Below are 13,657 nucleotides of genomic sequence, written 5' to 3'. Positions count from 1 at the left end.
CGATGGCGAGCATCGACCTGGAGGGCATGGCGCGCCTGGTGGGCGCCATGGAGGACGTGGTCACGACCGTGCCGGGCATCCGCACCGAGTTCAACGCGACCCTGCGGCGCTTCGACCTGCCGACGTGGTCGACCGCGCGGCTCGTCGACGTGGCTGCCTGGGCCGACGACGAGCTGCCGGGGCTGCGCCGACGCGTGGCGCTGGCCCGCTCCCTCGAGGCGAGCAGCCCGACGTGGTCGACGGGGACGGTCACGATCGACGAGAGCAGGATCAGCCTCGTCGACCCGGCGCAGGCACGCCGCGACGGTGCGGACGCCGCCCGGGCCCTGCTGACGGGCTCGGGCGTGCCCGACGCGACCCTGCTCGCGCAGCTCGAGCAGATGCAGGGCGACCCGTACTTCGCGGCGGGGTTCGCCTCCACGCTGGACCCGACGGAGCTGGCACGCGTCGTCACCCGCCTGTCGGGGACCCGTCTGCCCGTCGACGGCTCCGTGACCGCCGAGGAGGCCGCGCAGGCGAACGCCTGGTACGGCCGCGTGCTCACGGCGATGTCGACGACCCTGGCGACCGCGAGCCACGGCACCGGTGACCTCGCCCCTCCCCGGGACCAGGCGCAGGCCTGGGTGCGGGCGATCACCGCCGAGACGCCGACGGACCTGTTCGGCGACGGCTCGGGCACGGCGCTGCCGGACCAGGCCGCGGCGCTGGGCATGCTGCTGGGCGCGGGCGGGGCGTTCGCCCCGTCGTTCCTGACCCCGGTCGCTGAGGGCGTCTACGCCTACGAGCGGGCCTACGCCGACGCGCACGGCTCGCGGGTCTGGTACCAGCGCTCGTCCACGGCCGTCACCGGCGGGGCCGGCCTGCACGACCCGGTCACCGGCGCCCTGAACACCGACCCGATGGTCGGGGTGATGGCGGCGCTCGCCCGCCGGCCCGCGCTGGCCGCGACCTTCCTCGCGCCCGACGGCGGCGGGGAGAAGTCCCAGGACCGCGCCCGCTACCTGGTCGAGGAGCGCACCTGGGCCCAGGACGACCTCACCGCTCTCGCCCGTGCCCTGGACGCCGGCGGGACGGTCTGGCACACCACCGACGCCACGCCCGCGCAGCAGCGCACGTCGGCATGGATCGCCTCGGCGGCCGTGCACCACCTGGCTGCCCGCCCGCCCGGGCTCTCCGGCGACCGCGTCGGCGACGCCGCCAAGGCCAGCCTCGGCCACCTGCTCGCCGCGTACGTGGCGGACATCGACGTGGTCGCGCAGGCGACCGCACCCACCGACGTCCCCGCCGTGACGAGCGAGGCGCACACCACCGCGTCGTGGCTGCGCGGACTCCCCCGGGGCGCGGCGTTCGCGGTCGGTGACCTGAACACCGTGCTCCGCTCCGTGATGACCGACGACACCGCTGCAGGTCAGCTGGCAGACGCAGCAGCGGCGTTCAACGGCACACGCATCGAGGCGGCCGTCGCCGAGTACGAGGCCGACCCGACGGTCGGCATCTCGGGTCCGCTCGGCTCGTCCGCGCGGCTCGTCGGGTACCTGACGGGCAACCTGGAGCAGGCCTCGGTGGAGGCCGGCAAGCGCGTCGACGAGCGCAACAAGCAGTTCATCGGGCTGGCGTCCGACCTGGTCGGCCTGATCCCCACCGGCGGCACGCTCGCCTCGTTCGTGGCCGACCAGGCCCGATCCGCCGGCAAGGACCAGATCTCGCAACGCCTGACCGGGAACGCTGCCGCAGCCGCGGCGGCGGGCCAGGAGTCCGCCGAGATGGCCACGGTCAACCTGCAGATCGCCGCCGCGACCGCGCTGGCCGGCTCGGCCCACCTGCCCGCCTCGGTGCGCACCGACACCTACGGCAAGGTGTACCCCTGGTTCGAGGACGGCGCGACCGTCGAGGGCACCATCACCGATCCCGAGACGAGGAGACTGTTCATCCGATGGATGTACGACGACGCGGGCGCGATCGCCGAGCACCTGCCCGATCTGTCGGAGGCGCTCGAACGCGGCCGGGTGCGGTCCACGTCGTGACTCGTCGCCACGTCTCGATGATCTTGGCCGGCCTCTTCGCCCTCGTGGTCACCGGATGCGCTGGGCCCGACCTGACGGCGGTCCCTACCACGGCGTCGGCCCCGTACGCGTGCGACGGCGTGCCCCGGGCAAGTGTCGAGCTCATCGTCGGCGGTCCTGTGGAGGTCAGCAACGCGACCGACGACTGGGGCGCTGAGTACGACACGTTCCTCTGCGACCTGACGGGCGAGCACGGACTCGTCACGGTCGACGAGACATCTGTGGTGCAGTCTCCCTGGGGCCGTACAGAGGAAGACGTACTGGCGGTGATGGGGTCCTCATCAGCATCCGCACCCTTGGACCTGGATGCCCCGGGTTCCGGCTTCACCTGGGGTGATGCCTCTGCGGGGTGGGTCTGCGACGGGCGCGTCATCACCGTCTACGCCGCCGGAGACCCCGTCCCCGGGCGCGACCGGACCGCGGACGTGACCCACCTGCTCACCTCCATGCTCCCCTGGGCCTGCCACGGCGAGGACGTCCCCCCGGCCACCGACGACCCGACCGACTGACCCAGCGCTCCACCTCCCCTGAACGAGAGACCACCCGATGCACCTTCAGCGCTCCACCACCGCCCGCACCCGGGCCACCGCTGCCCTCACCCTGACCCTCGTGCTGCTGACCGGATGCGCCGCGCAGAAGAGCACCATGCCCGGCGTGACCGGCGCACCCACGACCACCCCGACCAGCACCCCGACGGCCACCGCCACCGCCGACGGGATCCAGGAGACCTCCGACCCCGACCTCGGCATCGTCTTCGAGGACGTCCCCGACCTGACCGGCACCGAGGCCGACGTCTACGACGCGGCGGCGACGTTCCAGAAGGAGTACTGGCGGATGATGACGACCCTCGAGGTCAGCCCGGCGTTCAGTGTCATCGCGGCTCCCGACATCGCGGCACGGATGCAGGAGATCGCGGACAACAACGCCGCCCAGTCCGCCGTGATCGCCGGCACCTTCCACACCACGATCAGCGACGTCACCGTCAGCGACGAGACGGCGACGGCCCGCGTCTGCGACGACTACCGCGAGGTCACCGTCGCCGACGCTGACGGAACGTACACAGCGGAGGAAGCGGGGCTCGAGAGCCTCGCCGTCGATGTCACGCTCGGCAAGGCAGCGCACGGCGGATGGACCGTCCTGGCCAACGAGTCGGCCGGCGCATGCTGACGCGAGCGTCCAGGGCGATCACGAGCGCATGCCTGGGCGCGGCGCTCACCTTTGCCTTCGCACTGCCCGCCGCCGCGAAGGGTCCTTCGCTGGATCAGCGGACTGGAGAAGGGGCGGAGGCGAGCGGGGGCTCCTCCGGGGGCGCGATCTCCGCCGGATCGGTGCAGGCGGTCATCGAGACGAGCGGGCAGACCGAGACGCGTGAGACGTTCCGGCAGTCGGTCAGCGTGCCGGTTCCCCGGCGCTGCTGGTACGGCCCGGGCTCGACGGGCAAGGCGTACTACGACTACTGGGGACCCGGCGGTCCGGCCAGCGACATCCCGACCCTCGACGCGTACCGGGCCCAGGGCCTGCTCCACGACGGCTACGAGGACCACGCCACGGACACCGAGGGCCGGTGGTACGAGCCCCGGTGCGCGGCGCACGTGCCCGTCGCCGAGCAGGTCGAGTACATGCTGTCCCACCCCGGCGTGTACGTGATGCCGGGTGAGCCCGCTCCCGCCGTCGAGGAGTCCGTCGACCCGCAGGTGCTGGCCGAGATCGCTGCGGAGCACATGCAGCTGCCGACGGGCACGATCCGCTGGAACCCGACCCTGGAGGGGTCAGGCGCCACGGTCGTGAACACCGAGACCTTCGTCTGGGTGGAGAACTCCACCACGGCGGTCGAGGTCACGGCGTCCGTGCCCGGCGTCTGGTCCCGCGTGCAGGCCCGCATGACGTCGATGACGCTCAGCGCACCCGGCACCGACGCGAGCACCTGCCCCGACACGGGCACGCCGTACTCCCCTGGCATGACCACCAGCACCTGCGCGATCACGTTCACGCGCTCGACGGCCGGCATGCCCGTCAAGGACGGGCAGACGCTGCCCACCGTGACCCTCACGGCCACGGCCACCTGGGAGGCGACGTGGACGTCGTCGCTCGACCCGACGGCCCGTCCCCTCGGCACCCAGACGCTGACCACCACCGGCGAGATCCCCGTCGCCGAGGTCCAGACGATCGTCACGGGCTGACCCGCAGCCGCCGCACCCACCCGAGAGACGACCCGACCGCATGCCTTCCCGCCGCCGCCCCGCCGCACTCCGCACTCGCACCGCCGCGCACCTGGTGCTCCTGGGCGCGCTCCTGTGCGCGTGCTCGGCCACCCCCGCTGACGCACCGGGCACTCCGCCTGCCCCGTCCGACGCCGCAGCGGCCACATCGAGCCCGCCCACGACCGCCGCCGTCGACACGGGGATCCAGGAGACGTCCGACCCCGACCTCGGCATCGTCTTCGAGGACGTCCCCGACCTGACGGGCGCCGAGGCCGACGTCTACGACGTCGTCGCGGCGTACCAGAAGGAGTACTGGCGGATGATGACGACCAACCAGGTCAGCCCCGGCGCCGGCGTCGTCGCCGCCCCCGAGGTCGTCGAACGCATGGCGGAGTCCGCTACGCAGAACGCAGGCCTCGAGCTGAAGATCACCGGCACCTTCCACACCACCGTCAGCGACGTCGCCGTCGAAGGCGACTCCGCCACGGCCTCGGTCTGCGACGACTTCCGTGATGTGGTCGTTGCTGACCCGAACGGGACCTACACGCCCGTCGAGGTGGGCCTCGACGATCTCGCGCAGCGGCTCACGATCACCCGCTCCGGCACCGGTGGCTGGCTGGTCGCGGTCAACGATGTCGTCGGCAGGTGCTGACCCGCAGGCGACTCACGACATCCACCGTGTGCGACGACTTCAGGGACGTCACGCATCAGCGGATCAGCCGAGGACCCGCACACGTCCCGCACGATCGACGAGCGCCGTCGCAGCGACGAGCCCGTCCGACATCGGCCGACGGTCAGGCACAAACAAGGCAGCAGCACCGAGTGCGACGTCGGCGTCGACCGGGGGTACGCGGCACGCACTGCGGCAGGACCTGGTGCGTCAGAGATCGACCGTCATCCTCGTCCATACGCAGAGCGTCCCTCCTCGTCGAGAGGATCAGACACCACCACTTCAGGTGTCGGTACGTACAGAGGACACGCGGCGCGACGGTCTGACGGAACCCGCAGAGACCCACGCGGTCAGCCCGCGTCCCGCACGCTCCCTGCAGGCCCGACCACGAGCACGTCGATGCCCCGCTCACGCAGCGCCGCGGGCAGCCACGCCCCCGGCGCGACCAGCCGCGCGTACGGCTCTGTCACCGCGAGCAGCGCCCGCGCCCCCGGGGCGACGACGCCGCGCAGCCAGTCCAGCTTGAACGCGTCCGCGATGAGCTTGTTGCGCTGCAGGCTCTTGAGCTGCCCCGTGCCCCCGTTGACCAGCACCAGCACCCGCGGCACCGCCGAGGCGTCGGCGGCGTCCGTGCCGTCGACGCTCACCCGCACGTCGCCACGCACCACGAACGTGCGCGGCACGAGCGCGACCCCTAGGTGGGCACCGACGGCGGCGAGGACCGCGTCGTCACCACCGGCAGCGGCATGACCGGCAGGCGCGTGCGCTCCAGAGCTCATCTGCCCAGCGTAGGCACGGTGGTCGCCGTCGGGCCCGGTCGTGTCGGAGAAGTCGACCGGTCGGGGCTCGATCGGCACGCGCCCTGGCTCGAACTCCCCTCCAGCGGGGTCACCGCGCAAGAGCTCGGTCAGCGACAGACTCCGTCCGGTGCCGTCCTGCATCTCCATCGAGACTCCTTCCTGGCGATCACTAGCATGGGCGGGCACCTCGGACGGGAGGGGAGGAGACACCGTGGAGACACTTCCGATCGACGGTCTCGTCTCGGCCGTCACGGACACCCTGCGACCACGAGCCGCCGCGAACGAGTGCTCACCGGAGGCCGAGGTCGCGCGATCATGATCGCGCCCGTCCCGGCGGACGTCGGAACACAGTGGGTGGACGCCACCCGTGGGGCCCGAGGCGCGGACCTGGAGCTCCCGGCCCGGCACCGGCCACGGCCCGTCGACCTGGCCTGACGCCCGCGAGCCCAGGCATCGGGCTCACGTCAGGACGTGCCGCAGGTAGCGCTGCGGGGAGTCGAGGAAGCCGCGCCAGGCCTGCACGAGCTCCAGGTCCTCCCACGCGCACCGCCGCATCCCCCACTCCCCGACCTCCCACACCTGCGCACCGGGAAGCGCCGCCAGCAGCGGCGAGTGCGTCGACAGCAGCACCTGGGAGCCGCCGCTCGCCAGCTCGTGCAGGTGCTGCAGCAACGCGAGGGAGCCGGTGAACGACAGCGCCGACTCCGGCTCGTCCAGCACGTAGAAGCCGGGCTTCATCATGCGGTTGCCGATGAGCGCGAGGAACGACTCGCCGTGCGACATCTCATGGAAGTCCGGGTCGGACCCGCCGGGGTGCTCCTCGAGGTACGTGTAGAACCCGTGCATCGTCTCGGCCCGCAGGAAGAACCCCCGCCGCGGTGCCCCGGCACCCCGCAGCAGCTTCAGCTCGTCCGCGAGCGCCGACTCCGTGGGCCGCGTGCTGTGCCGCGACCCCGTCGACCCGCCCTCCGGACCCATGCCGAACGCCCCGGCGACGCCCTCGACGAGCGTGGACTTGCCCGCGCCGTTCTCGCCCACCAGCACCGTGACCGCGGACAGGTCCCACCCCTCGTCGAGCACCTGCGCCACCGCGGGCACCTGCCGGTACCAGTCCGCGGGCGGCCGCCAGTCGTCCTCCGCAGCCGGCTCCGGCGGCCCGACGCCGGACGCCTCGACCCGCCACACCGGCAACCTGCTGCTCAGCCCTCGACCCGTCCCCTGCACCATGCGCCCACCCCACCACGCCCCTGCGACACCGGGCCCGCGTCGCGCTCCCGCGGGTCGTCGCGCACGAGGTCCCGTGGAGCACTCCGGCTCGGCTAGACTCCTCGGGCGCGCTGCGCGGTCCCGACCGCCTCCGCGTGCCAGGAGGATTCGCCTAGTGGCCTATGGCGCACGCTTGGAAAGCGTGTTGGGGTAACACCCTCGGGGGTTCGAATCCCCCATCCTCCGCCGCGCGAAGGGCCCGTGACCTGCAGCGATGTTGGTGGCGGGCCCTTCTACGTTGTCGGGGTGGCTAGGGCGCGTCTCCCTACCAGGGGTTAGTTTCGCGGCACGCCGGTGTGGTGACGTCGTCTTCGCGGTTTCGGGTGTTCTCCGATGAGCAGTGGGCGCGGATCGAACCGATGCTGCCCTCGAACGTGGGCCGGCGGGGGCATCCGTTCGGTGACGACCGGCGGGTGGTCGAGGCGATCGCCTACCGGTACCGGACCGGCATCCCGTGGCTTGACCTGCCGCGTGAGCGGTTCGGGCCGTGGCAGACGGCCTGGAAGCGGCACCGCCGCTATGCCGCCGACGCGACCTGGGACCGGGTCCTGGCCCGTCTGCTGGCCGAGGCTGATGCCGCGGGCCAGATCGACTGGAGGGTGTCGGTGGACGCCACGATCACCCGGGCCCACCAGCACGCGACGAACACCACCCGCCCCGACCAGGACACAGGGGGCAGCGTCGAATCACAGGAATATGCCGCTGGAGGACTGTGAACCTGCAGGTCACGGCATCGGGAGTTCCCGGGGTGGGCTGACCACGAAGATCCACGCTGCGGTCGACGGGCACGGGCGCCCGCTCGCGGCGGTGGTCACCGGCGGACACCGCAACGACGGGGCCGTGCTCGCCGCGGTCCAGGCCGACCTGCGGGTCCCACGTCTGGGTCCGGGCCGCACGCGCGCCCGACCCGAGGCGGTCGTGGCCGACAAGGCGTACTCCGCGGGCGCCTACCGCCGGGCCAGGCATGCCCGAGGGATCAAGGCCGTCATCCCCGAGAAGTTCGACACGATCGCCGCCCGCCGACGGCGCGGCTCACGCGGCGGGCGACCGCCCGGCCTGGACGCCGCCGCCTACCGCGGTCGCAACGTCGTCGAACGCCACTTCGCCCTGACCAAGCAATGACGAGGGCTGGCCACCTGCTACGACAAGCTTGCCACCGCCTACCGCGCCGCCGTCGTCCTCGCTGCCTGAATCACCTGGCCACGGGTGTAGGCGACACGCCCTAGTTGCCGGCGTGGGTGGCCACGGCCTGCTCACCCGATCGCGATGCGGTGCTCGCGTCGGCCTACTCAGCGAGGACGCAGCGACGCGCCCTTGTCGACTCACGGATCGGGGAGCGCCGGGGTGGTTCAATTGCCGAGACGGAGGGGGACTCGTGCTAATCGACAGCGAAGCAGTTGCCAACTTCGAGATCGTGATCGGGCTGGTCGCGCCGATCGGGACAGACGTCGACTCACTCGTTGCATACCTTGAGGCTTCCCTCGAAAAGGTCAACTACAAGACGGAGTGCCTGCGCCTCAGCGGGCTGTTGGACGAGACACCAAGCGGTCGCGAGCTGCCTCACACCTCTAGCGACCCGAGGTACTACGAGGCCCGGATGGGCGCGGGCGACGAGCTTCGAGAGTCACTCGGATCCAGCGACGCCCTAGCCGCCTACGCGATCGCCAAGATCCGCAGCACTCGATTCCAGCGAGCTTCCTCCAACGAACAGACGGCTCGGCATGCATGGATCCTCAGAACGATCAAGCATCCTGAAGAGATCCGACTGCTGCGCGCGACATACGGGCGCCGCTTCGTGCTCGTCTCGGCCACGGCATCGGAGGCGTCTCGACGAGCGAGCATCCTGAGCGGACTGCGGGACGCAAGCCCCGAGAGCACCCAACTTGACGCACGTGTGACTGAACTTATGCTCCGAGATGAGCAGGACCCGGCCACGCCGTATGGACAACATGTCCGCGACGCCTTCGCGCTCGGTGATTTCTTCGTCGACTTGGACTCCGCGGCGGGGCCGAGGACTGAACTCGATCGATTGGTGGGCCTCCTCTTTGGTGAGCCGTTCCTCACCCCGCGGAGGGACGAGCAGAGCATGTACCTGGCATTCGCCGCATCGCTGCGTTCTGCCGACCCCGGTCGCCAGGTCGGAGCAGTCATTACCACGGTAGACGGCGAAGTGCTGGCGGTCGGATCGAACGAGGTTCCGAGGGCTGGCGGAGGGGAGTACTGGGACGGCGACAAGCCCGACCATCGGGACTTCAAGCTCGGTAGTGATTTCAACCGGAGAGAGGTACGACGGGCACTCCAGGAACTCCTCAGCGTACTGTCCACCGAGGGCCACCTGGCCACCGCGCTCAGCGGACTTGAGAGCCGTGAGCTCCTGGATGAGGTCGTCGCCAAGAGCGGTCCCGGAATCGACTCAACCCGCATACGCAACCTGATCGAGTTCGGCAGGATCGTCCACGCTGAGATGGCGGCGATTACAGACGCAGCCCGCCTCGGGGTGCCCATCAAGGGGTCGACCCTCTACACCACTGCGTTCCCGTGTCACATGTGCATGCGGCTGATCATCGCCTCAGGGATCATACGCATCGTCTACGTCGACCCCTACCCAAAGTCGCTCGCTGGGGAGATGTATGCGACTGAGATTCGACTGAAGGATGAGGGCGGTGAGACGAGAGTGGCCGTGGACTCGTTCCTCGGCGCATCGTGGCGCGTGTACCCGGATGTCTTCCAGTCCGTAAATCGGAGACGGGATCCCTCGACCTCCAGGTTCGAGCCCTGGTCGCGGCGCGATGCGAGGATGCGGCTGGCTGAGCTCGATCCCCTGCTCGGCTCGGAGGCCCTTGAAGCTCAAGTTCCTCTGGCACTCGAGGACAGACTGCGACAGCTGGCGGACAGTCCTGCGGATGTCGGACGTTCGATAGATGATGTGCGAACCGGAGCAGAACCTGGCTAGGAGGAACCATGACTGTGACTGAGCCTGGTTGGCTGGCGGACGTGAGCCGGCGGTCCCGCGATGAGCTGTCCGCGATGGCGCCCTCGACTCAACCGTCTTGGTATCGGTGGGTCGGCGGTCCTGGTAGTGGAGCTGACGGCGAGAAGCCCGAGATCGGGCTCCTGGTCGTCGAGACCCCCGACGAGTCAGCGCGATAGACGACGCGGTCGGCCACCTGGGGCTCGGTCGGCGCAGTCACTGTCACCGTGGCTGGAGGACCGAGTAGCAGTAGCAGTTCTGGTAGTAGTTCGCCGCCAGAAGCTAGGCCCCGCCCCCTTGCCGCTCGCTCCTCACGACGCGATGACCAGCCTGTACGTCGTGAGCCCGGCAGGCCACTTGGACGGCGTGTTGGGGTAGCACGCTCGGGGTTGGAATCCCCATCCTCCGCACTCCGAAGGGCCCCTTACCTGCACCAGCAAGACGAGGGGCCCCTCGTCTTGCTGTGCCCGCGACGCCGGCCGGCGGGCCCTGACCTCAGTTAGCGCACCGGCGCCGGCACACGGCGCAGCAGTGCGCGGACGACGAGCGGGTGGATGCGTTGCACCACGGCCCAGGAGGCGCGGCCCCGGCCGTTGCGGATCTCGACGACGGTGCCGACGCGTACGGCGGCCTCGACGACGCGGATGCTGTCGCGGAACGCGAGATGGACGTCGTCGATGCCGAGCAGGATCTCGTCGTCGGTCCGGGCGAGGACCGGGAAGCCCGCCTCGGGGCCGGCGGAGCCGTTCGGCACGGGGTCGATCCCGATCATGCGCACGAGCCGGTTGCGCAGGGCCATCAGCCGGTCCACCCAGCCGGGGGTCGCCGAGACGAGCGCGGCGTGCCACGCGTCGACCGCGCGGCTGTCGTCGGCGACGAGGGGGGTCTCCCAGACGTCGCCGTCGTCCACGCGCCCCAGGGCCCCGGCTAGCAGGCCGTCCTGCGGGATCGGCCGGCGGACCGCCGGGCGCCGGGTGTCGCCCGTGGAGGGGCGGGGCGCTGAGGGGTGGGGCGACACGGGGCTCTCCTGACGACGGGCGACGCGACCGGGCACATCGTCCCCTCGGAGCGTGCGCCGGGCGGCCGCAGCCCGGTGCGGCTACTCCGGGACGCTCCGCCCGGGGCGCGCACGGTAGAGCTCGGCCGGCTTGCCGCGGCGGCCGGTGCTCGTGCGGCCAGTCTCCGTGAGGTGGTGGCGCATGGTGCGGCGGAAGGCGTCCGGGGGCAGGCGGTGGCCCGCGACGGCCTCGTGGACGAGGCGGAGCTCGCGGAGGGTGAAGGAGCCGTCGGGCTCGGCGGCGTCGACGAGGCCGGAGGGGTCGGGGGCGGTGCGGTAGCGCTCGCGGAGGGCGGCGACTGCGAAGCCGATGATGGCGCCGTGGTCGAAGGGCAGGGCGGGCACGTCGGCGACGGGGACGAGACGGTTGCCGTCCCGGGCGGGGATGCGATCGGCCCGGACGACGGCGAGGTGGGCGACGGACAGGACGCGGCCGCGGTCGTCGCGGGTGGGGGCGTCGAAGACGTGCAGCTGCTGGGGGTGCAGGCCGGTGACCCCGGCCTTCTGGTGCAGGGAGCGGGTGACGGCGTCGGCGAGGGTCTCGCCGACGTGCAGGAACGTGCCGGGCAGGCGCCAGGCGAGCGCCGGTTCGGCGTCGGGCGCGCGGACCAGCAGGACGCACAGCGCGCCGCGCTCGACGGTCAGGACCGCGGTGTCCACCGCGACGGACGGTCGCGGGTAGTCGTCGAGCGAGCGGCCCGTCGGGTCGGGCGCGGTCACGGTGCGACCGCGGCGGGCGCGTACTCCGACCCGCGGCGGCGGTAGGCCAGCGGGGTGCCGAACAGGCGCAGGAGCTCGGCGACGACGCGCTCCTCCCGCGCCTGGAGCCCGTTCTCGTCGACCAGCACCCAGGGCACGCCGACCTGCTCGCACAGGTCGATCCAGAACTGGTCGGTGGTCTCACGGCGGTCGCCGCCGTAGCGCAGGGGGTCGGCGGCGAACGGCACGGGGTCCTGACCGAGGATCACGTAGAGGTCGCTCGCGTGCGCGGCGGCGTCGGCCCACAGGCCCGCGGGCACGTCGGGCTCGCCGAACTCCTCGCCCTTGAGCAGCCAGTACCCGACGGTGGAGTACAGGTCGGTGTCCTGGACGACGAACGGCCGGCGCCGGCGGGCCGCGATCGCCTCGGCGGCCCGCTGCTGGGCGAGCTGTCCGTGCCAGATCGCGCGCATCTTCGCCGCGGTGACGTCGGGGCCGACGGCGTCGAGCTCGAGGTAGGGGCGCGCCCACTCCGGCTGCGCGACGGCGAGGCCGCGCTCCTCCAGGCGCCGGGTCAGCGTGGTCTTGCCGACCGACTCGGCGCCGAACAGGGTCACGCGCTTGCGCAGCACCGGTGCGAACTCGTCGAGCAGGTCGGCGAAGTGCTCGATCGGCGCCTCGCGGAGGCGGGTGGCCTTGGCGGGGTTGGCGAGGCGGCCGGGGTCGTACGGCAGGAAACGACCTTCGATCACGGCCGCGAGCTCGGTGCCGTACGGCTCGGACGCGACGACGAGGTCGCCCGGGCGGGCGCCGAAACCGACGAGGAGGCGGCGCCACATCGGCCAGAAGTCGGGGGTGTCGGCCGGCTCCTGCGGCATCTCCTCGTGGACGTGGTGCACGTGCACGGCTCCGTGCGGGTCGAGCCGGGCCGCCATCGCGCGCACCGCGGCGTGCCGCTCTGCGGGCATCGGCTCGCTGGGCTGCGTGCACAGCACCACGTGGACCTCGCGCGCGGCCAGGGCGGCGAACCGCACGAGGTCCTCGTGCCCGGTCGTCGGCGGGAGGGCGGTGAGCAGCACCCACGCACGGTCGGCCCCGGGGCGGGCGTCGCCGGTCATCGCGTGCTCCGCAGCCACGCACGGAAGCCGAGCACGGCCGTGACGACGAAGACGACGTACTGCAGGCCCGCCACGACGAGGCCGGCGCTGAGGTACGTCCCGACCGCCAGCACGTTGACCGCGACCCACACGAACCACGTCTCGATGCGCTTGTTGTCGAGCAGGAACTGCGCCAGCAGCGAGCCGGCGAGGATCGCCGCGTCCGCCCAGACCAGGCGCCCGCCCAGGGCCCCGACCAGCCAGATCGCCCCGAGGTACGCGGCGCCCGTGACACCGAGGTAGACCGGGATCCACCGCCGGTCGCGCACGAGCCACGTCACCGGACGCGTCTGCTCGTCCCGCCCCCACCGGAACCACCCGTACACGAGTTGCGGCGTGAGGTAGAGGTTCAGCAGCGCGGACGCCAGGAGCCCGTTCTGCAGGAAGAGCACCGCGTACGCGGCGGTGCTGACCGCCCCGACCACGTAGTTGGCGCGCCGCTGGCGGATGCACAGGATCGTGCACGAGTACGACGTCGCCACGGCGAAGGCCTCCAGCCAGCCCACCGCGTCGATCCACCCGGCGAGCACGCCGATCCCGTAGCTGGCCCCGGTGAGCAGCACAGCCGCGACGACCGAGACGGCGATGTCGCGCCGGGCGGAGGGCGGGCCGGACGCGATGAACGTCCGGCGCACGGCGCCCGCGCGGGACACCCTCACGGTCGCCGCGGGATGGTCGATCGTCGGCTGAGTCACCACCGAAAATTAGCGCGCTCTTGCGCTAATTCCAAACAGGTCACCCCGGGCACGTGGATCACTTGGCGCCGACCAGTC

The 13,657-nt window shown here is 71.7% G+C and carries 12 protein-coding genes, 1 tRNA gene and 1 pseudogene; 8 read left to right on the top strand and 6 right to left on the bottom strand.

Going from position 1 to position 13,657, the window contains the following annotated elements; translation table 11 throughout:
* Positions 1-2 precede the first annotated feature (2 nt).
* The 5 genes from FBY24_RS09320 (at position 3) to FBY24_RS09300 (ending at position 4,916) form a co-directional block, all read left to right on the top strand.
* Positions 3-2,024 (top strand): DUF6571 family protein, encoded by a 2,022-nt coding sequence (locus tag FBY24_RS09320; RefSeq protein ID WP_142160028.1) that lies wholly within the window; start codon positions 3-5, stop codon positions 2,022-2,024.
* On the top strand, positions 2,021-2,572 hold the full coding sequence (locus FBY24_RS09315) for a hypothetical protein (protein WP_142160026.1): 552 nt from the start codon (positions 2,021-2,023) through the stop codon (positions 2,570-2,572). Before FBY24_RS09320 ends, FBY24_RS09315 begins: the two co-directional genes overlap by 4 nt.
* 37 nt (positions 2,573-2,609) lie before the next feature.
* Positions 2,610-3,230, top strand: coding sequence for a hypothetical protein (locus FBY24_RS09310; RefSeq protein WP_142160024.1), 621 nt, complete (start codon positions 2,610-2,612; stop codon positions 3,228-3,230).
* 161 nt (positions 3,231-3,391) lie between these two features.
* The gene (locus tag FBY24_RS09305; RefSeq protein ID WP_142160022.1) at positions 3,392-4,243 is read left to right on the top strand and encodes a hypothetical protein; all 852 of its coding nucleotides are present in this window, start codon (positions 3,392-3,394) and stop codon (positions 4,241-4,243) included.
* Between the two features lie 40 nt (positions 4,244-4,283).
* Positions 4,284-4,916, top strand: coding sequence for a hypothetical protein (locus tag FBY24_RS09300; protein ID WP_142160020.1), 633 nt, complete (start codon positions 4,284-4,286; stop codon positions 4,914-4,916).
* A gap of 368 nt (positions 4,917-5,284) precedes the next feature.
* On the opposite strand, the gene FBY24_RS09295 is transcribed toward FBY24_RS09300, so the two are convergent.
* Positions 5,285-5,713, bottom strand: coding sequence for a hypothetical protein (locus tag FBY24_RS09295; protein ID WP_186343256.1), 429 nt, complete (start codon positions 5,711-5,713; stop codon positions 5,285-5,287).
* A gap of 480 nt (positions 5,714-6,193) precedes the next feature.
* Positions 6,194-6,961: an AAA family ATPase gene (locus FBY24_RS09290; protein ID WP_142160018.1), complete on the bottom strand. Its 768-nt coding sequence runs from the start codon at positions 6,959-6,961 to the stop codon at positions 6,194-6,196.
* Between the two features lie 140 nt (positions 6,962-7,101).
* Between FBY24_RS09290 and FBY24_RS09285 the strand changes: the two genes are divergently transcribed.
* The 3 genes and pseudogenes from FBY24_RS09285 (at position 7,102) to FBY24_RS09275 (ending at position 9,953) form a co-directional block, all read left to right on the top strand.
* Positions 7,102-7,186, top strand: a tRNA-Ser gene (locus FBY24_RS09285).
* Between the two features lie 173 nt (positions 7,187-7,359).
* A pseudogene (locus tag FBY24_RS09280) lies at positions 7,360-8,191 on the top strand (IS5 family transposase).
* 184 nt (positions 8,192-8,375) lie between these two features.
* Positions 8,376-9,953, top strand: coding sequence for an anti-phage dCTP deaminase (locus FBY24_RS09275; protein ID WP_142160016.1), 1,578 nt, complete (start codon positions 8,376-8,378; stop codon positions 9,951-9,953).
* A gap of 517 nt (positions 9,954-10,470) precedes the next feature.
* Here the strand turns inward: FBY24_RS09275 and FBY24_RS09270 are convergent.
* The 4 genes from FBY24_RS09270 to pnuC all read right to left on the bottom strand — a co-directional run bounded on the left by FBY24_RS09270 (position 10,471) and on the right by pnuC (position 13,579).
* On the bottom strand, positions 10,471-10,989 hold the full coding sequence (locus FBY24_RS09270; protein WP_160158477.1) for a DUF2867 domain-containing protein: 519 nt from the start codon (positions 10,987-10,989) through the stop codon (positions 10,471-10,473).
* Between the two features lie 81 nt (positions 10,990-11,070).
* Complete coding sequence (locus tag FBY24_RS09265) at positions 11,071-11,748, bottom strand: NUDIX domain-containing protein (protein WP_142160012.1); 678 nt, start codon at positions 11,746-11,748, stop codon at positions 11,071-11,073.
* Positions 11,745-12,863, bottom strand: a complete 1,119-nt coding sequence (locus FBY24_RS09260) for an AAA family ATPase (protein ID WP_142160010.1) — start codon at positions 12,861-12,863, stop codon at positions 11,745-11,747. Before FBY24_RS09260 ends, FBY24_RS09265 begins: the two co-directional genes overlap by 4 nt.
* Positions 12,842-13,579 carry a nicotinamide riboside transporter PnuC gene (pnuC, locus tag FBY24_RS09255; protein ID WP_255432312.1) on the bottom strand — a complete coding sequence of 246 codons (738 nt, stop codon included), beginning with the start codon at positions 13,577-13,579 and terminating at the stop codon, positions 12,842-12,844. The genes FBY24_RS09260 and pnuC overlap by 22 nt, the downstream gene beginning before the upstream one ends.
* Between the last annotated feature and the right edge of the window lie 78 nt (positions 13,580-13,657).

The sequence above is a fragment of the Cellulomonas sp. SLBN-39 genome, assembly GCF_006715865.1.
Lineage (GTDB): Bacteria > Actinomycetota > Actinomycetes > Actinomycetales > Cellulomonadaceae > Cellulomonas.
The sequence above is the reverse complement of the archived record's forward strand: the minus strand, read 5'-3'. Positions and strand labels throughout refer to the sequence as shown.